The organism is Mesorhizobium sp. C372A (assembly GCF_030323245.1).
Taxonomy (GTDB): Bacteria; Pseudomonadota; Alphaproteobacteria; order Rhizobiales; family Rhizobiaceae; genus Mesorhizobium.
Genome location: NZ_CP100475.1, coordinates 4,240,493 through 4,258,691 on the forward strand (window position 1 = coordinate 4,240,493; position 18,199 = coordinate 4,258,691).

At 62.5% G+C, this 18,199-nt stretch carries 20 protein-coding genes; 7 read left to right on the plus strand and 13 right to left on the minus strand.

Annotated features, from left to right (window positions below; genetic code table 11):
* Nucleotides 1–46: 46 nt before the first annotated feature.
* The 3 genes from NLY42_RS20155 to NLY42_RS20165 form a co-directional block, all read right to left on the minus strand.
* The gene (locus tag NLY42_RS20155; protein WP_023753295.1) at nucleotides 47–655 is read right to left on the minus strand and encodes a transglutaminase-like cysteine peptidase; all 609 of its coding nucleotides are present in this window, start codon (nucleotides 653–655) and stop codon (nucleotides 47–49) included.
* 287 nt (nucleotides 656–942) lie between these two features.
* Nucleotides 943–1,560: a PilZ domain-containing protein gene (locus NLY42_RS20160; RefSeq protein WP_023667501.1), complete on the minus strand. Its 618-nt coding sequence runs from the start codon at nucleotides 1,558–1,560 to the stop codon at nucleotides 943–945.
* 124 nt (nucleotides 1,561–1,684) lie between these two features.
* Nucleotides 1,685–2,320 (minus strand): PAS domain-containing protein, encoded by a 636-nt coding sequence (locus NLY42_RS20165; protein ID WP_023706619.1) that lies wholly within the window; start codon nucleotides 2,318–2,320, stop codon nucleotides 1,685–1,687.
* 400 nt (nucleotides 2,321–2,720) lie between these two features.
* On the opposite strand from NLY42_RS20165, the gene NLY42_RS20170 reads away from it, so the two are divergent.
* The 4 genes from NLY42_RS20170 (at nucleotide 2,721) to NLY42_RS20185 (ending at nucleotide 6,252) form a co-directional block, all read left to right on the plus strand.
* Nucleotides 2,721–3,488: a rhomboid family intramembrane serine protease gene (locus NLY42_RS20170; RefSeq protein ID WP_023753294.1), complete on the plus strand. Its 768-nt coding sequence runs from the start codon at nucleotides 2,721–2,723 to the stop codon at nucleotides 3,486–3,488.
* A gap of 138 nt (nucleotides 3,489–3,626) precedes the next feature.
* Nucleotides 3,627–4,058, plus strand: coding sequence for a CBS domain-containing protein (locus NLY42_RS20175; RefSeq protein ID WP_023667498.1), 432 nt, complete (start codon nucleotides 3,627–3,629; stop codon nucleotides 4,056–4,058).
* Between the two features lie 201 nt (nucleotides 4,059–4,259).
* Nucleotides 4,260–5,759, plus strand: a complete 1,500-nt coding sequence (gatB, locus tag NLY42_RS20180; protein ID WP_023753293.1) for an Asp-tRNA(Asn)/Glu-tRNA(Gln) amidotransferase subunit GatB — start codon at nucleotides 4,260–4,262, stop codon at nucleotides 5,757–5,759.
* Between the two features lie 4 nt (nucleotides 5,760–5,763).
* Nucleotides 5,764–6,252 (plus strand): GNAT family N-acetyltransferase, encoded by a 489-nt coding sequence (locus NLY42_RS20185; RefSeq protein WP_023738941.1) that lies wholly within the window; start codon nucleotides 5,764–5,766, stop codon nucleotides 6,250–6,252.
* A gap of 16 nt (nucleotides 6,253–6,268) precedes the next feature.
* Here NLY42_RS20185 and NLY42_RS20190 read toward each other — a convergent pair whose 3' ends face one another.
* The 4 genes from NLY42_RS20190 to panB form a co-directional block, all read right to left on the minus strand.
* Complete coding sequence (locus NLY42_RS20190) at nucleotides 6,269–7,669, minus strand: ArnT family glycosyltransferase (protein ID WP_050591055.1); 1,401 nt, start codon at nucleotides 7,667–7,669, stop codon at nucleotides 6,269–6,271.
* Nucleotides 7,670–7,852: 183 nt separating this feature from the next.
* A complete protein-coding gene (locus NLY42_RS20195) occupies nucleotides 7,853–9,013 on the minus strand; it encodes a helix-turn-helix transcriptional regulator (RefSeq protein WP_023738939.1) in 1,161 nt (386 codons plus the stop codon).
* Between the two features lie 224 nt (nucleotides 9,014–9,237).
* Nucleotides 9,238–10,110 carry a pantoate--beta-alanine ligase gene (gene panC / locus NLY42_RS20200; RefSeq protein WP_444849040.1) on the minus strand — a complete coding sequence of 291 codons (873 nt, stop codon included), beginning with the start codon at nucleotides 10,108–10,110 and terminating at the stop codon, nucleotides 9,238–9,240.
* Nucleotides 10,107–10,937: a 3-methyl-2-oxobutanoate hydroxymethyltransferase gene (panB, locus tag NLY42_RS20205; protein WP_023681501.1), complete on the minus strand. Its 831-nt coding sequence runs from the start codon at nucleotides 10,935–10,937 to the stop codon at nucleotides 10,107–10,109. Before panB ends, panC begins: the two co-directional genes overlap by 4 nt.
* 325 nt (nucleotides 10,938–11,262) lie before the next feature.
* Between panB and NLY42_RS20210 the strand changes: the two genes are divergently transcribed.
* The 3 genes from NLY42_RS20210 to NLY42_RS20220 all read left to right on the plus strand — a co-directional run bounded on the left by NLY42_RS20210 (nucleotide 11,263) and on the right by NLY42_RS20220 (nucleotide 12,787).
* Entirely contained in the window at nucleotides 11,263–11,661 is a 399-nt protein-coding gene (locus NLY42_RS20210) for an NADH:ubiquinone oxidoreductase subunit NDUFA12 (RefSeq protein ID WP_023710575.1), read from the plus strand.
* 115 nt (nucleotides 11,662–11,776) lie between these two features.
* Complete coding sequence (locus tag NLY42_RS20215) at nucleotides 11,777–12,328, plus strand: DUF2155 domain-containing protein (protein WP_023681499.1); 552 nt, start codon at nucleotides 11,777–11,779, stop codon at nucleotides 12,326–12,328.
* Between the two features lie 75 nt (nucleotides 12,329–12,403).
* Nucleotides 12,404–12,787: a hypothetical protein gene (locus NLY42_RS20220; RefSeq protein ID WP_023667489.1), complete on the plus strand. Its 384-nt coding sequence runs from the start codon at nucleotides 12,404–12,406 to the stop codon at nucleotides 12,785–12,787.
* Between the two features lie 42 nt (nucleotides 12,788–12,829).
* Here NLY42_RS20220 and aat read toward each other — a convergent pair whose 3' ends face one another.
* The 6 genes from aat to NLY42_RS20250 all read right to left on the minus strand — a co-directional run bounded on the left by aat (nucleotide 12,830) and on the right by NLY42_RS20250 (nucleotide 18,176).
* Nucleotides 12,830–13,447: a leucyl/phenylalanyl-tRNA--protein transferase gene (aat, locus tag NLY42_RS20225; protein WP_023681498.1), complete on the minus strand. Its 618-nt coding sequence runs from the start codon at nucleotides 13,445–13,447 to the stop codon at nucleotides 12,830–12,832.
* A 27-nt stretch (nucleotides 13,448–13,474) separates the two neighbouring features.
* Complete coding sequence (gene accC / locus NLY42_RS20230) at nucleotides 13,475–14,818, minus strand: acetyl-CoA carboxylase biotin carboxylase subunit (protein WP_023681497.1); 1,344 nt, start codon at nucleotides 14,816–14,818, stop codon at nucleotides 13,475–13,477.
* Nucleotides 14,819–14,828: 10 nt separating this feature from the next.
* The gene (accB, locus tag NLY42_RS20235) at nucleotides 14,829–15,293 is read right to left on the minus strand and encodes an acetyl-CoA carboxylase biotin carboxyl carrier protein (protein WP_023681496.1); all 465 of its coding nucleotides are present in this window, start codon (nucleotides 15,291–15,293) and stop codon (nucleotides 14,829–14,831) included.
* A 26-nt stretch (nucleotides 15,294–15,319) separates the two neighbouring features.
* On the minus strand, nucleotides 15,320–15,754 hold the full coding sequence (gene aroQ, locus NLY42_RS20240) for a type II 3-dehydroquinate dehydratase (protein ID WP_023667485.1): 435 nt from the start codon (nucleotides 15,752–15,754) through the stop codon (nucleotides 15,320–15,322).
* A gap of 147 nt (nucleotides 15,755–15,901) precedes the next feature.
* The gene (locus NLY42_RS20245; RefSeq protein WP_023667484.1) at nucleotides 15,902–16,705 is read right to left on the minus strand and encodes a DsbA family protein; all 804 of its coding nucleotides are present in this window, start codon (nucleotides 16,703–16,705) and stop codon (nucleotides 15,902–15,904) included.
* Between the two features lie 58 nt (nucleotides 16,706–16,763).
* Nucleotides 16,764–18,176, minus strand: a complete 1,413-nt coding sequence (locus NLY42_RS20250) for a M48 family metalloprotease (RefSeq protein WP_023691221.1) — start codon at nucleotides 18,174–18,176, stop codon at nucleotides 16,764–16,766.
* Nucleotides 18,177–18,199: the final 23 nt, after the last annotated feature.

Here is an 18,199-nt window from a genome sequence, read left to right on the forward strand (position 1 = left end):
TAGGCACGTCGCATTATTCGATGTGCTTGACCTCTGTAATGGCGTCCTAGCGGACGCTGGCGACCGCGTCGGCGCGGCCGTCGTTGATCGTCACCCACACGCCGGAATTCTGGTCGGACTGGCGCTTCAGGTAGGTGTAGTCGGTGTCGGTCCAGGACAGCACCTTGGACTCCAGATTATCGAGGATGAACTCGCCGAGGCTGGTGCGCACGGTCAGCACCGCATGGCCGTCGCCATTTTGTTGGCGCGCCACGGTCATCAAGAGATTGCCGGCGGGAACGCCAAGCGCCATCAATTCGCGGCGCTTCTCCAGCGCATAATCCTCGCAGTCGCCGAAGCCGCTGTCGGGATAGGACCAGACCTCTTCCTTGCCCCACATTTCCATGTCGGTGCGCGGCACGATCCGGGTGTTGACAGAATTGTTGACGTCGACGATCGCCGCCCACAGCTTGCGGGTCAGTTCGACCGGTGTCTGCTTCGGCGTGCGCTGAGCGCATTCCTGCGGCAGCTTCTGGCAGAATTCGTAGTGACCGACCGGCTGTGTCGTGCGGCCGCCAGTGTGCATGTAGGCCGGTCCTGCTGCTTGCGCCGTTCCCCAAGCGGGAAGCTGCATCGCCATTGCCATGAGCAACAGCTTGCCCCACGTCTTTGCCATTCGTCAGTCTCCCCGTTTGAGGAGACAATGACAGCGTTGGATTTATTTGACGCAAAAACCCGAAGTAGACATTGAGTAAAACCCCAATAGAATAAGCGTAAAATTTGATCTATTTTAATATAAAATCGTTCAGGGTCTCGGCGTAAAACCGCGGTGTCGGAGGCGCGGATTCCGGGTGGAGCCGTGGATTTGCGAGTGCCGCTACAAGCTGCAGAGGCAGGCGGAACGCCGGCAACAAAAACCGGCCGCGCAGGGCGGGTTCGTCTTTGCTGCCTGTTGCCGATCGTTCAGGCGCGCGGAGCGTTGAACTCGGAATCGAGCGTTTCCGGGCGCTGGATGACGGCGAATTCGATGGCGACGCCATCCTCGAAATGACGCACCACCTGGCCACGCATGGTGCCCAGCATCACCTGGATGCCGAGCGCCGGCTTGACGTCGATCTCGACCGCCGCGCCCGACAGCGACAGGTCGATGATGCGGCACTGGTACTGCCGCCCATCGGTGAGCTGCAGCACGCTTGTCGGGTTGCGCGGCGCCACGCGTTCGTGGCGGCGGTCTTCCGGCAGGTCGAGTTCATGCTTGTTGGCGAGCCAGGTCAACTGCGCGGCCAGTTTGTCCTTCTTGCGATCCGAGGCAATGACGGTCATGGCAAAGCCGTCCTGCGAAGTGCGCGTCACCACGCCCTCGATGCGGCCGATATGATCGATATAGGCAATGATTTTTTCGCCCGGCATGCCGACGCGCTCGGTGCGCAGCGCGACATTGCCCGGCGACATATCGACGACCTGGCAGGGGTGCTCGGTGCGGTCCTCCAGCATGAAGCGCCCGTAGATCTTGACCCGGACGCGCTGAAAATTACGCCTTTCGGCGCGGGACGGTGCGTATTCGACCGCCGCTGACCTCATGACTGCCTACACCCCGTTGGCATTCCCGCGTCGTGCGTGGAATCTCGGCAAAAACTACAGCCAAGCAGGTTAACAAAGGGGAAAAGCGGGCCGCCGATAGTTAAGATTAGCGCCGGCTTGGAGACTATTGCTCGCGCCCGCCGTCGAACACGACGAGGTGGCGGATACGGCGCGAGCGACCGAGCGCCGAGATGGTCTCCGGCGCTTCGAGTTCGGGAGCCAACGACGGAACGGATATTTCCGGCCGGTTTTTCAGGAACATCGGGTCCTTGTCGGGATCGATGACGTGGATGGCATCGATCAGCGCATCGGTGATCGGGTCGGCGCCCAGCCAGAACGGCTTTTCCACGGCGCTGATGACGCCGAGGCAGCGCGGGTTCTCGACGCCGCCATCGAGCGGCAGCGCAAGCAGTTCGAAGTGGTTGGAACGGCCGCTGCGGCTGAACCCCTCATAAGTGATCAGCACCACGGATTTCTGCTCGAAAACCCCGTGAATGAGGCGCGACACCAGCCGCTGGTCCTTCTCACGCCATAGCGAGGGGAACGAAAAACCCTTGAGCTCGCGGCCGTAGCCGGCGCAAAGCCTGGTGCCGGCAAGCCGGAACACCGCTTCGCCACGCGTATCCCTTTCCAGGATGAAGGTGTCGGCCAAAAGCGCCTTGATGTCGGCAGGTTCGATCTCCGAACGCTTTGGGGCAGGACGTCCACCACGCAGGCGATTCCAATAATGGAACAGCGCGATTGATCCGTTCTGGTTCATGCTATTAAACTCCGCGCATTCTGCCGTCTGATGGTCCCATCGGTGAACAGAAAGGGCGCCCTCCGATGACCTACATGCGTTCCGGAGCAGGATGCGTGCCAGCGTCGTTAAGACTTGTTCACGGGTCGGGGGCGTTAAGGTTAACAAGTGGTTTACGTTGCGCGCGCAGGCTTGCCATGGCACACCAAAACCACTCCAGAAGCGGTCGTTTCGCGACGACCAACAGCACTTCGGTCAATAGTTTTAGGGGAGCAGGGGGCTCGACCAGCCGTTCAAGGGAAACCTTGGACGGCTTCTTTTTGATTCGCGGTTTGTGATTCGCGCTTTGTGATTCGTAGTTTGTGATTTGTCCGGGCATGGCCTAGATGCTCGCGACACGCAAATCCCTGGATCAGAGCATATGAGCGAACCGGCCGGCCCCCTGGAGACCGAACAGACCGCGGAGGCGCCGCCGCCGCGCCGCGAGCCGGTGTTCAACCTGCCACCGGCGGTGCTGGCGGTGATCGGCATCTGCGTTGCCGTCTTCCTGCTGCAGCAATATGTGCTGACCGAAGAGCAGCAGATAACATTGCTCACCGACGGCGCCTTCATTCCGGTCCTCTACACCGGCCAATACGGTTTCGACTGGTTCCTCTTCACCCGTCCTTTCACCTATGCCTTCATGCATGGTGGCGTTGCCCACATTGCCATCAACATGGTTGCGCTGGCCGCCTTCGGGTCGCCGCTGGCCAACCGTCTCGGCTGGTTCTGGTTCGCCTTGTTTTTCGCCGCCACCGGGCTGGCCGCGGTGGTGCTGTTCTGGGCGGTCCATCCACACGGCGAAGCACCGCTGGTCGGCGCTTCCGGGGCGATATCGGGCATGATGGGTGCGGCGGCTCGCTTCGGGTTCCGTACCGAGCGCTCCTCCGGCAGGGCGGCCTTTGCCGGTCCCATGCTGCCGATCGCAATGGTTTTGCGCATGCGCGGCGTCGTCAATTTTCTCGGCGCCTGGATGGTCATCAACCTCGCCACCGGCCTTTACGGTCTCGGGCTCGGAGAACCCGGCCAGATCGCCTGGGAAGCGCACATTGGCGGCCTCGTCGCCGGCTTCTTCGGGTTGCGCTGGTTCGACCGGCGCTGGCGGGCGCCTGAATGGGAGATCCCCGACGACCAGCGCACCCTCGACTAGCGCACTCTATTGGGGCACCCCACTGGCCCACCCCACTGGCACACTTGAAAAGCAACCGATCACGGCGCACGATGTTCACTCTTATGTGAAGCCGGTCAGGGCGGGAGCTGGCTAGCCAAGCAGGAGGAGGAGGACGCCATGACGGTTAAGGCAATTCTCGAGAGAAAAGGCCATGACGTGTTCACGCTCGGGCCGAATGTAAAGCTCAGCGAAGCCATTCGAATCCTGGCCGACCACAAGATCGGTGCACTGGTCATCACCAATGGCGATCGCAAGATCGTCGGCATCCTTTCCGAGCGTGACATCGTGCGGGTCGTTGCCAGGGAAGGCGCTGCCGCACTTGATATAACGGTACGCTCGGCGATGACGCCGAAAGTGAAGATCTGCAACGAGAACCACACGGTCAACGAGGTGATGGAGATCATGACCAAAGGCCGTTTCCGCCATCTGCCGGTGGAAAAGGACGGGCTGCTCGACGGTATCGTGTCGATCGGCGACGTGGTCAAGCGCCGCATCGAGGATGTCGAGCGCGAGGCCGACGAGATCAGGGCCTATATCGCAACGGCCTGACCTGACGAAGAGACCGCCGACCGAATACCGGCCGGCGGCGTTCATTCATCGGTTGCCGAGCGGCCGAAAAGGGCTGAAAAGGCCAGCCCGCTGCTCTGCGCTGCTTTGGGCGCTTGTCTCGCGAAGCGGTTTGCACTAGCGAAGACCGATACCCAAATTCGCGAAAATCGCAGTTTTCGCGAGCCAAAAGCGCAGGCCACCATGACCCTTATCGATACCCGCACGCCCGATGCCAAACGTTTTATTCCCGGCGCTACCGGCGATTGGGAGATCATCATCGGCCTCGAGGTTCATGCGCAGGTGACCTCGGAAGCAAAGCTGTTTTCCGGGGCGTCGACGACTTTCGGCGCGGCGCCCAACGCCAATGTCAGCCTCGTCGACGCGGCCATGCCCGGCATGCTGCCGGTCATCAATGAGGAATGCGTCAAGCAGGCGATCCGCACCGGCCTCGGATTGAAGGCGCAGATCAACCACAAGTCGGTGTTCGACCGGAAAAACTATTTCTATCCCGACCTGCCGCAGGGCTACCAGATATCGCAGTTCAAGCAGCCGATCGTTGGCGAAGGCACGATCGTCATTTCGGTCGGTCCCGACCGGCAGGGCAAGTTCGAGGACATCGAGATCGGCATCGAGCGCCTGCACCTGGAGCAGGACGCCGGCAAGTCGATGCACGACCAGCATCCCACCATGTCCTATGTCGATCTCAACCGCTCCGGCGTGGCGCTGATGGAGATTGTCTCCAAGCCCGACATGCGCTCCGCCGACGAGGCCAAGGCGTATGTCACCAAGCTGCGCACCATCGTGCGCTATCTCGGCACTTGCGACGGCAACATGGACGAAGGTTCGATGCGCGCCGACGTCAACGTCTCCGTTCGCAGGCCCGGCGGCGAATTCGGTACGCGCTGTGAGATCAAGAACGTCAACTCGATCCGCTTCATCGGCCAGGCCATCGAGTTCGAGGCGCGCCGCCAGATCGCCATCCTCGAGGATGGCGGCAAGATCGACCAGGAAACCAGGCTGTTCGACGCCGTCAAAGGCGAGACGCGCTCGATGCGCAGCAAGGAAGAGGCGCATGACTACCGCTACTTCCCCGATCCCGACCTTTTGCCGCTGGAGTTCGACCAGGCCTATGTCGACGCGCTGGCCAAGGAGTTGCCGGAACTGCCCGACGACAAGAAGGCGCGGCTGATCTCTTCACTTGGCCTGTCGACCTACGACGCCTCGATCCTGGTGTCGGAAAAGCCGATCGCCGACTATTTCGAGCAGGTGGCCTCGGGCCGCGACGGCAAGCTTGCCGCCAACTGGGTCATCAATGACCTGCTCGGCCAGCTTAACAAGGCCGGCAAGGGCATTGAAAATGCTCCTGTAACACCGGAGCAGCTCGGTGCCGTGATCGACCTGATCAAGGAAGGCACCATCTCCGGCAAGATCGCCAAGGATCTGTTCGAGATCGTCTGGAACGAGGGCGGCGATCCGCGCCAGTTGGTCGAAAGCCGCGGCATGAAGCAGGTCACCGACACCGGCGCCATCGAGAAAGCGGTCGACGAGGTGATCGCCGCCAACCCCGACAAGGTCGAGCAGGCTCGCGCCAAGCCGACCATGGCCGGCTGGTTCGTCGGCCAGGTGATGAAAGCCACCGGCGGCAAGGCCAACCCGCAGGCGGTCAACGATCTGGTCAAGGCCAAGCTCGGTATCGAATAGAACAATGTTCGTCCGCACCGCCAGCGAACGTGACCTTGCCGCTGTCCGCGCGCTGCTGGTCGAAACCTGGCACGCAACCTACGACGCGATCTATGGCGCCCAGCGGGTGATCGAAATTACCGACGACTGGCATTCGATCGCCTCGCTCAAGGCGCGGCTGACAAGGCCGAACTCGGAATTCCTGGTCGCCGATGACGGCAAGCGTATCGGCGGCATGGCTTTTGCCGCCGCAACGACGGATGCGAAGATCGTGCTGCTGAACCAGCTCTATGTACTGCCGGCCTGCCAGCGGCAAGGCATCGGCCAGGCCTTGCTGGACGAGGTCGAAGCCAGCTTTCCCGAGACGAACAGGTTGCGCGTCGAGGTGGAAGAGGCCAACGTGCCGGCCATCGCCTTCTACCGTTCGAAGGGATTTTTGCCGGTCGGCAGCACCGCCGATTGCGGCGGCGGTTCGGGGTTGCCGGCGCTGATCTTCGAGAAACCGCTGGGATAGGCGCCCGACGAAACGCTCAGTGCTGTCCTTTCAGCACGACCAGATAGCCGCGTTCCACCGGCTGCCGGAAGGCGATCTGTTCGGATGTGCCCGGATCTTTCGATTGCTTTTCGATGACGTAGCCGCCGGGGTGAGACTTGAGCCATTCCTCAGGCTTGTCGGCGTTCTCGAATGGCTTCTCTATTCGCCCAAGGAAACCGACCTCGCCCTGATAGTCGTAAGCGACGGCCCAGTCGGCGTCCTTTCGTTCGTCGATGAAGCTCGCCAGCTGCGTGAGATCGTAGCGTTTGAACACGGTCGCCGAGGCGGCGGCGTGGCCGATGGCGAAAAGGGCAAGCATGACAAAGGCCGTCGCCCTCAGCCTGGCGACTGAAATCTCGGCCATGAAATAGCCCAGCAGAATGGTCGCGAACGGTAGTGCCGGCACGACATAGTGCGGCTGCTTGCCGGATATGGCGCTGAAGACCAGCAGCACCGCAATGAACGAGAACGACAGCAGGCGCAGGGCACGCAGATCCGGGGATTTGGTGTCGATCAGGCTGCGTATCCGGGCAACCGGCCTCAGCCGCCACACCGGGGGGATAACGGCCCAGGGCACGAACATGAGCGGCAACAGCATCAGGTAAAAGTAAAACGGCCGGCCATGCGAATTGTGCAGGCTTCCGGTAACCCGACCTGCCGACTGGTTCCAGACGAGATCGTAGACGAAACTGCCCTTGGTCAGGATGGTCGCGGGCGCCAGCCATATAGCGACCGGGGCAAGGGCGGCGAGAATTGCCAGGCCGGCTCCGGCAAAGAACTGCAAAGGGGCAAGGCCGGCTCGCCGGTCACGCCAGAGGGGATAGAGCAGGACGGGCGCGCCGATGTGAATGAGCACGACCGGGCCTTTGGCCAGCACGCCGAGCCCGATGAAGAGACCCGCCAGCACCGCCTGCCAGCGGTTGCCGGTCCTGGCGAAGCCCAGCAACGCCAGCAGTGCGGCGACCACACAGGCCGTCAAAAGCATGTCGAACAGGATCAGGGTCGAATAGATGACAAAGACGGTGCTGCCGGCCACCAGCCAGGGGATGCGACTGGCGATTTCCGGGCGCTCGGGAAACAGGGTTTTGGCCAGAAGTGTCGTCAGCCAGATGACCAGCGACGAGGCAGCGAAGATGACGAGCATCGCCGCCGCGCGGCTCACACCGAAGATGTTCCAGACGAGATCGATGAGCCAGAACAACAGCGGCGGCTTCTGCAGATAGGGCGCAAAGTTCATCGTCGGTACGAAGACATGTCCACCGAGATACATCTCCCAGGCGACGCTGAGATAACGCGTCTCGTCGACCGGCAGTAGCGGACGGAAAGCGAGCGCGATGCAAAGCAGGGCCAGCAGGAAGAGGTAAGGCAGCAGCCGTTCAATTCGTGTCGGTATCAAGTTCGGGGACCGCCCAGGAAATGGTTTTCCACGTCCGGTCGTGCACGATGCACCGTCTCCGGACCGGAGCAGAACCGCACCATGATTTTGGCCGAATTGCAACGATGCCGGCTTGGTATTGTGGATTACGCCTGCGTACCGGCAAATAGTTGAAAAATTTGATGATTGGCTCCGAGTATGGCTTCAGGCCGAGCGCAGCGGCGGCGTCAATTCGCGCATCAGGAGTTCCAGCTCTCGCTGGTCGCCGGTGGCGGTCTTGTCGAAGATGGTTGCCAGCTGTGATTTGACGGTGCCGTCCGAGACGCCGCTGGCAGCCGCGATTTCACGCCGTGTCAGCCCGGCGGCGACATGGCCGGCGACACGCTTTTCCGCTGCGGTCAGTCCGAACAGCGCAGCGATCGCTTCCAGCGCCGGCACTGATGCGGCGCCGGCGGCGGCAATGAAGATGGCCGCGGCGGCGCGCGGCGACATGCGGGCCGAAATGTCGCGTCGCGCCAGAGGCATGACATGCGCCACCGCCGGAGACATGGCCTTCACCAGCGGAATGTTGATGCCGGACGGTCCGAGCGCGAATTCGTCGCGCGTGCCGAGCTGGACGGCGCGGCCGATGGCGGTGTTGGCGTTGGCATAAGCGAAGGACAGCTGGCCGCGCACCGAGGACACTGAGGCGGTTTCGGTGAGCAGGGCTTCGGCTGCCGGATTGGCGAAAATGATCTGCATATCGTCGGCGACGATCAGCACTGGATGGTCGAGGCTCTCAAGGATCGAGCGAAAGATGTCGGCCTTGCGCCGCTCGGCCTCGAACAGGTCGCCGATGGTCACCGCACGCCGGACATGGGGGGCGAGCCTGGACATCAGGTCGATATCCCTGGCTGAAATCTGGGGCCTGTCCTTGTCGGTAACCACCATCAGCGTGCCGGTGCGCGCCGGCTGCTTCATCAGCGCTACCCAGAAGAAATCGTCGAGACGGTTGGGTTCCACCCACTCGCGCACGATGCGGCTTTCGAGCCAGTTCTGGCGGGCGTCAGGGCCTTGCAGGGCGTAGACGCTGTCGACGGTCAACGGTATGTCGACTTCCATCTTCGGCACCGCCTTGAAAAAGGGCACCTCGCAGGCGTAGTCGCGCTGCAGCGGCTCAAGCAGAACCGGATCGCCGCAGGAAGTCGAAAACCGGGCCGAGTTTCTCGCCGTATCGACGACCGCCAGCATGGCAAGCCGGCCGAGCGCCAATTTGCAGATTGATTCAAGCGTCGATGGCCAACGGCCGACATCGACAATCGAATCGTAGATTGCCTCGACGATCTGCGGCAGGGCGCGACCGACTATGTTGGCCTGGACAGACACGTAGAGCCTCGTAAGGATTGCAGCGTAGTGGCAGGTCACACACTGTCTCTGCCTGGGGTCGCACACAACATAGCCGGCTTGGTTACGTCTGTGAAACGTCTCACAGCGGCGTTCGGTGTATCGTGAGCGCTTACGGGCTGGCCAGAACGTACCTGATGAGCCGTTGTCTAAGAGCGCTCGGGCCGCTCTGCGATACAAATCAAAGTGAACGGAATTGGAATTTTTCAGGGAATAAATGAGTAAACTTCCACATTGTCGATCAACCTGGTTCTGCCAAGCCACGCCGCGGCAAGCAGGCGGCCATCGCCGTCACGCCGCCACGAGGTGAGCGTCAGGCTCTCGCGCGCGGCGACATAGTCGACGCTGTCGAAGCCTGCCTCGAGAAGCGCGGCAGTGGCTTTACCGGTCACGCCGTTTTCATCGGCACCGGCCGCGAGCGCTGCCGCCGTCTGGCGCAAGATGACATTGAGCTGTCGCGCGACGTCGAGCTCGGCGGCGTCGAGATAGGCGTTGCGCGACGACATTGCCAGGCCATGCGCATCGCGCACGGTTGGCGCGCCGACGATTTCCACCGGAAGGTCAAGATCGCGGCAGAGCTTTCGGACGACGCAAAGCTGCTGGTAGTCTTTTTCGCCGAAGATGGCGTAGTCGGGCAGGGCTTGCAGAAAGAGCTTGGCCACGACCGTGGCGACGCCCTCGAAGAAGGTCGGCCTGAAATCCGATTCCAGGCCAGAAGACGGGCCGCCGACCGAAATCTTCGTCGCAAAGCCTGCCGGATACATTTCGGAAACCGTAGGCGTGAAGGCAAGCTGTGCGCCGGCCTCGGTCAGCCGGTCGAGATCGCGGGCCAGCTGCCGCGGATACTTGTCGAGATCTTCAGTGGGGGCGAACTGGGCCGGGTTGACGAAGATGGAGACGACGCAGCGATCGGCCGTTGCGAGCGCAGCCCCGACCAGCGAGATATGGCCGTCATGCAAAGCGCCCATGGTCGGCACCATGGCGACGCTCAGGCCTTCGCGCCGCCATTCGCGGATCTGCGCGCGAAGGCCGGGCACGGTGTCGACGACGAGCGGCTGGCGGATGGGGGGCCGGTTCATGCCTTGTCCTTGTCGCTCGCGGCTGAAAAGACGTGGCCCGGCCCGGGGAAGGTGCGGCTGCGCACCTCCGCCGCATAACGCGCCGCGGCATCGGCGACAGCGCTGCGCAAATCGGCGTATTCCTTGACGAATTTCGGCACCCGGTCGACCGTCAGGCCGACCATGTCGTCGATGACCAGGATCTGGCCGTCGCAATCGCGGCTGGCGCCGATGCCGATGGTAGGAATGGTAATGTGCCGGGTGAGGTCGGCGGCAACGGTCTCGACCGTGCCTTCGATGACCAGCGAAAACGCGCCGGCCTTTGCGACCGCGTCGGCGTCGCGCATGAGCGCGGCCACATTCTCCGGCGTGCGGCCCTTGATCTTGTAGCCACCGTCCTTTTCCACCGATTGCGGCTGCAAGCCGATATGGCCCATCACTGGAATGCCGGCCGTGACGATTGCGGCGATCTGGAGGGCGACTTCGACGCCGCCTTCCAGCTTCACCGCCTCGCAGCCGGTTTCCTCAGAGATGCGGCGCGCCGAGGCAAGGGCTTGCGCGGCCGAAGTCTCGTAGCTGCCGGCCGGCATGTCGACCACCACGCAGGCCTTTGACGAACCGCGCATCACGGCCTGGCCATGGGCGATCATCATCTCCAGCGAGGCGCCGAGCGTGGTCTTGTGGCCATGCAGCACCATGGCAACGCTGTCGCCGACCAGGAGAAGGTCGACATGATCGTCGAGCAGGCGGGCGACGGGATAGGTGTAAGCGGTAAGGCATACGACCGGCACGCCGCCCTTGCGGGCGCGTATTGTCTCCGCACTGATCCTGGCGACAGCTAAGGCCATTCCTCACCTCCCGCAGCCGGCGTTGACTACAGCGCCGCGCGTCCCGTGGACGCGCAAAGGACGCTGTAGCACTTTGGTTTGCGCATGATCCTTTCCGAAAATCGATTTCGATTTTCGGGGTCATGCGGCAGCGCCGGGCGATGAGAGCTTTAGGAAGACGCAGCCGGCTTGGCAAGCGTCGGTTCGCAGGTGCGAAATGGATCGGCCAATGACCGAGCGTTTCGGCATGCCGTCAGTGCCGCAGGCGCCGCAAAACCCTTGCCTTCGCCAAGGCCTGACGCCATAAGCAGGGAACAGCCACCGCCGCGCGCCCGCGAGGATCTGAATGAAAACTTTCCTTCTGCAGTTTTTCACCTGGTGGAACCGCCAGACGCTGGGAACCCGTTTTCACACCTGGCGCCACGGCAACAAGGTCGGCCAGGATGGGGCCGGCAATGTCTACTACGAAGGCGGCGTCGATTCGGAAGGCCGCACCCGCCGCTGGATCATCTACGCCAATTATTCGGAGGCGTCGGCGATCCCTCCGGGCTGGCACGGCTGGATGCATCACCGCGTCGATGTGGCGCCGCCAAGCGACGACTATCGGCCGCGCGAATGGGAAAAGGCGCATGAGCCGAACCTCACGGGAACACCGGCGGCTTATCGCCCGAAGGGTTCCGTGCTCACCAATCAGCACCGTCCGCAGGTGACGGGCGACTACGATGCGTGGACGCCTGGTTCTTGACCGCCGGCCGGTCCTTTGTCGCCACAATTGGCGTTTAGCTGCTTGCTGATATGACAACGGCGAATAGCCTTGGGCGTGACAGAATCACCCGGGCCCAAACCACCGGTATCTCCGCATGAACATTTTCAGCCTGACATCGATGGCCGGACTGGCGGCAATTGGCGCTGTCGCCATGTTCCCGACAGCGTTTGCCGCGGCGCAGGCGCCTGCGGCAGCACCCGCAATCTCCGATCGCATCACCAATCCGGTCGCCGAATTTGCCGGCATCGACAAGATCACCGGCCGTATCATCACCTTCGATGTCTACATCGACGAAACCGTGCAGTTCGGCGCTTTGCAGGTGACGCCGCGCATCTGCTATTCGCGGCCGGAGAATGAAGAGCCGAAGACCGATTCCTTCGTCGAAGTCGACGAAATCACGCTCGACCGCAAGATCCGCCGCATCTTCACCGGCTGGATGTTCGCCGAGAGCCCCGGCCTAAACGCCGTCGAGCACGCCGTCTATGACGTCTGGCTAAAGGGCTGCAAGCAGAAGTCGGATGTGCCGCCGCCCGACGCGGCCAATGCCGAGACGCCCAAGGTCGACACGTCCAAGCCAAAGCCCGCCGCTGCTCCGGCCGCCGAACAGCCGGACCCTACGGAACCTGACGCGACCAACACCAACTGATCCTCCGGAACCGTGGTGGCAACTATGCGTTGGGCCATGGACGATGACGCATTTATGCGCTTGGAGGATATTCTGATGTCGGACAGCAAACGGATCACGGCCAGCAAAGACGACCTGCTCGAACTCGAAAAGGGGTTCTGGACGGGCGACGAAGCTTACTACGCCGCCAATGTCGACACAGAATGCCTGGTAGCATTTCCTGAGATGGCACAGGCAATGGACAATGCCGATCTGGCCAAGACCGCGACCAAGCCCAACCGCTGGCGCGACCTTCAGATCGACCTCAAGGGTATCATCGAGCCCGGCAGCGACATTATCATGCTGACCTATGAGGCTCATGCGACACGAGAAAACGGCGAGCCCTACGCCGCGTTGGTTAGCACCGGCTATGTTCATCGTGTCAACGGCTGGAAGATGATGTTCCATTCGCAGACGCCGATGGAAACCGCGAAGGGCTGACCCCTTTCACCGGTCGAGCCGGCTCGGCCGCTCGGTCTCCGGTCAGGGATAAAAAACGGCTTCGCCCTTCAGCGCGTCGGCCAACATCTTCTCGTATTTGACGCGCGGCACGTCGACCGCGCCGAAGCGTTTGAGATGCTCAGTGGTGAATTGCGTGTCGAGCAGGGCAAAGCCGCGCGCCTTCAGCCGCTCGACCAGATGATACAGGCAGGTCTTGGACGCGTCGGTTTCCCGGGCGAACATGCTTTCGCCGAAGAACACGCGACCGAGCGAGACGCCATAGAGGCCGCCGACCAGCCGTTCCTCGCGCCATGCCTCGACCGAATGGCAGTGCCCCAGACGGTGCAGCTCGATATAGGCTTCGCGGATCGGCGCGTTGATCCAGGTCGAGCGGCGCTCCTCGCGCTTTTCGGCGCAGCCGTCGATCGTCGCCTCGAAATCGAAATCGAAGCGGATGTCGAACGGGTGCTTGCGAATTGTCTTCCGCAAGCTCTTCGGCGTGTGGAAGCCATCGAGCGGTATGATGCCGCGCGTCTCCGGCCGCACCCAGAACACTTCCGGGTCGGAAGCGCTCTCGGCCATCGGGAAGACGCCCGAGGCATAGGCCTTGAGCAACAGGTCGGTCGGAATGCGATAGCCGGGAGCGTAAGGACGGGTCATCGCGGCATCATAGCGGCAAGTCGGGCGCTATTCCTCTTTGGCCAGATACTTTTCCAGCCAGTGGATGTCGTAGTCGCCATTGGCGATATCGGCATTGCCGACCAGGTCGCGAAACAGCGGCAGCGTCGTTTTGATGCCGTCAACGACGAATTCGTCGAGCGCCCGGCGCAGCCGCATCATGCATTCGACGCGGTTGCGGCCGTGCACGATCAGCTTGCCGATCAGGCTGTCATAATAGGGCGGGATCTTGTAGCCGGAATAGACACCGGAATCGACGCGGATGCCGAGACCGCCAGGCGTGTGGAAATGCGTAATCGTGCCGGGCGAAGGCGTGAAGGTGCGCGGGTCCTCGGCATTGATGCGGCATTCTATGGCGTGGCCGTTGAACTTGATGTCCTCCTGGCGCACCGAAAGCCCGCCGCCGGAGGCAACGCGGATCTGTTCGTGGACGAGATCGATGCCGGTGATCGCCTCCGTCACCGGATGCTCGACCTGCAACCGCGTGTTCATCTCGATGAAGTAGAACTCGCCATTCTCGTACAGGAATTCGATGGTGCCTGCGCCGGAGTAGCCGAGGTCGGCGATGGCCTTGGCACAGATATTGCCGATGCGGGCGCGCTCCTCGGCGTTGAGGGCCGGCGAGGGCGCCTCTTCCCAGACTTTCTGGTGGCGGCGTTGCAGCGAACAGTCGCGCTCGCCGAAATGCACGCCGCGGCCGGCGCCGTCGCCGAATACCTGCACCTCGATGTGGCGCGGCTTTTCCAAGTATTTCTCGATGTAGACGGCATCGTCGCCGAAGGCGGCTCCCGCTTCCGTGCTCGCTGTCTGCAAGGCGATCTCGAGGTCAGCCTCGGTAAGGGCGACCTTCATACCGCGCCCGCCACCGCCTGCCGATGCCTTGATGATCACGGGATAGCCGATCTCGGCGGCAATGCGCCTGGCTTCCTTTTGATCGGTGACGGCGCCGTCGGAGCCCGGCACAACCGGAATGCCGAGCCGCTTTGCGGTGCGCTTGGCCTCGATCTTGTCGCCCATGATGCGGATGTGGTCGCCCGACGGGCCGATGAAGGTGATGTTGTGGGCGGCGAGAATGTCGGCGAACTTGGCGTTTTCCGACAGGAAGCCATAGCCCGGATGCACGGCATCGGCGCCTGTGATCTCGCAGGCTGCGACGATCTGGTGGATGTTGAGATAGCTGTCGCGCGACGGCGGCGGACCGATGCACACGCTTTCGTCGGCGAGCCTGACATGCATGGCGTCAGCGTCGGCGGTCGAATGCACGACCACGGTCTGGATGCCGAGTTCCTTGCAGGCGCGCAGCACCCGAAGCGCGATTTCGCCGCGGTTGGCGATGAGGATCTTCTGGAACATCCGGCCCGCTCTACTCGATCACGACGAGCGGCATGCCGTACTCGACCGGCTGGCCGTCCTCGAACAGGATCGCCGTCACCGTGCCGGCGCGCGGCGAAGGGATCTGGTTCATCGTCTTCATCGCTTCGATGATCAGCAGCGTCTGGCCTTCCTTGACCTTCTGGCCGACTTCGATGAAGGCCTTGGCGTCGGGCGAGGGCGCGAGATAAGCGGTGCCGACCATCGGCGAGGGGACCGCGTTCTTGGACGGATCGGCCACTGCTGGTGCGGCAGCCGCGCCCGCCGCGGGCTGCTGCGCTGCCGGAGCATAACCGGCCTGCGGTGCGGCGATGGCGTGGACGGCCGGCGCCTGGCGCGACACGCGCACCTTCAGGTCGCCGAGCTCGACTTCGATCTCGGTGAGATTGGTGTCGTTCAGTATGCCCGCGAGATCGCGGATCAGTTGCTGGTCAACACCGGTCTTCTTTATCGACATTTTCGAGCCTTCTGTTTGTGGGCCGGTCATAGGCGTGCCGCCAGCGCCTGCAGCGCCAGCGAGTAGCCAAGCGGCCCGAACCCGCAGATCATGCCGACAGCGACCGGCGCGACCATGGAGACGTGGCGGAATGGTTCCCGCGCGTGGATGTTGGAGAGGTGAACTTCGGCGACGGGCAGCGGCGCGACAGCGCGGATGGCGTCGTGAATGGCAATCGAGGTGTGGCTGTAGGCACCCGGATTGATGACGATGCCGGCTGCCTTGTCGCCGGCTTCCTGGATCCAGTCGACGAGGTCGCCCTCATGGTTCGACTGGCGAAAATCAATCTCGAGGCCAAGGGCGGCGCCCGCCTGCTTACAGTCGTCGGCGATCGCGGCAAGCGTCTTGCCGCCATAGATGCCCGGCTCGCGCTTGCCGAGCGCGTTCAGGTTGGGGCCGTTCAGGACGAAAATCGTTTTCAAAAATGCCGACCTTTTCCGACGCCGGCCTCAAGCCGGCGCGCAGGGCCTTCTATAATGGGCATAGCCGCCCGCGGAAAGAGCACAAGTGCGATCTTTCACTGTCCACAACAGGCGGAAATGTGCCCGTGAGAAGGCTCGCGTGCAAGATCAGAGCGCGGCTTTCGCCGCCTCGATCTTTTCGGCCAGCACTTCCTGGCCGAGCGCGCCGAACACCACTTCATTGCCGACGACATAGGACGGCGTTCCGGTGATGGCCAACTTGTTGGCGAGGTCGAAGGTCTTGGAGAAGGCCTCGGTGATGGTCGGGTCCTTCATCTTCTCGCGCAATTTCGCCTCATCGGCGCCTAGCGACAGCGCAACCTTGATGGCCGCCGCCTCGGTGGCGCGGCCCTGGCCGCCGAGCAGGGCGTTGTGGAACTCGCCGTATTTCTCCGGATGCATCAGGTGGAAAGCCATCGAGACGACGCTGGCCTTTTGCGAATCCGGCCCGAGGATCGGGAATTCCTTGAGCACGAAGCGCAGCTCCGGATCGGCCTTTGTCAGAGCCTGCATGTCGTCGATGGCGCGTTTGCAGAAGCCGCAATTGTAGTCGTAGAATTCGACGATGGTGACCTTGCCCTTCGGATTGCCGACGACGCCGTCGAAGGTCGAGTTGAAAATCTCGGACTTGGCCTTCTCGATGACGCCGAGGCTGGCTATGCGCTGCTCTTCCTTCTGCTTGGCCTCGAGCGCCTCCTGCACTTCGAGCAGCACTTCGGGGTTCTTCAGGAGATAGTCGCGGATAATGCCCTCGACCTCAGTGCGATCGATCTTGGTGTCGGCAGAGGCGGTCTGCACGGTCTGCGCCGTGCCGGCCTTGGCCACCTGCGGACTGCCGGCGACGAACCCGAAAGCGAGCATGGCAAGAGCAGCCGCCACTCCCGTCGTGCCGAGCAATATTGCCTTGTTCATCGTCTCATCCTCTTTACCGGTTCCGGTCTATCCTAGTCGCCGCGGGCGACCGGAAGGTTCATTTCTTGAGTTTGCCTGAAGGGTTGTAGTTTATGATGTCCTGCGCCCGAATCCAGCCGGGCTCGCCGCGCTTCAAGTCTTTTTGCGCGCGCATGGCGAAAATTTTCGCATTCGTGTAATCGCCGGAATAAAAGTGGCCCTCGGCGGTGGCGAGTTCCGCCGCCGGAATGTTGCCAAGCTCGCCATAGGCCTGGGCGAGATAGCGGTATCCGACCGTGTTTTCCTTGTCGCGCCCGAGACCGTTGTTGATCTGCACCACCGCCTTCTTCAGCGAGTCGGGCGTGCCGATGGCCATCAGCGCCTGGCCGAGGGAAACGGGCAACAGGCCCGACCTCACCGGATCGAGGCTGACCGCCTTGGCATAGGCGTCCGCGGCGTCCTTGGGCTTGTTGGCCTTCATCAGTATGTCGCCGCGCATTTCCTGGAAGTAGGGGTTCTTCGGCTGTTCCTTGATCAATGCATTGGCCTTGGTCAGTGCTGCACCCAGATTGCCGTAGAGATAGGCCATCTGCGCTTCGCCATAGCGCGAGGCGAGGCTGCCCGGGGCCTTGCGGATCAGCCGCGTGGCGGCGGCCTGGCCGCCCATATAGGCGGCGATCTTGATGCGCATCATGTCGTGCCGCTGCTGCAGTGCCGGCGGATCGACCTTGTCGACGTTAGGGCTCTGCTTGACCAGCACTTCGAGATTGGCGATGCGCTCCTGTGGCATCGGGTGGCTGATGCGGTAGGGATCGACCTGCGTGCCGGAAAGCGACAGCGCGCTCTGGAAGCGGGCGAAGGTCTTCAGCATGCCCATGCCGGACTGGCCGGTGGCATTGAGATAGGTGATGGCAGAGCGGTCGGCGGTCGACTCTTCGGTGCGCTGGTAGGCAAGAATGCTGCGCTGCGCCATCTCGCCGCCGCCCGCAGCCACGCCCATGCCGGCGCCGGCAAGGCCGCGGCTGTTGGTGGTGGCGCCGGCAACGATGGCGCCGGCGCCAAGCAGCGTGGCGATGATGGCCATGGTCTTGGCGCGCTCGAGCTGGTCGCGCAATTTCTGCTGATGGCCGCCGGCGATGTGGCCGGCCTCGTGGGCGATGACGCCGATGATCTCGTTGGGCGTTTCGGCCTGCATCAGCGCGCCGGTGTTGATGAACAGCCGGCGCCCGGTAACGAAGGCGTTGAAGCTCTGATCGTTGACCAGAACGATATCGACACCGTCATTGGCAAGACCGGCCGCCTTGAAGATCGGCCGCGCATAGTCGCGCACCAGCGCCTCGATCTCGGCATCGCGCACGACCGGCACCGCCTGCGCGAAGGCCGTCACCGAGCCGGTGACAGCGACGGCGGCGGCAAGCAAAAGCGTCGCGAAGCCGCGCGCTGTCTTCCCGATGGAAGATTTGGACATCGTCGATTTGGGTCGGCTCAGCATGAGGTCCACTGGTAAACGAGCGG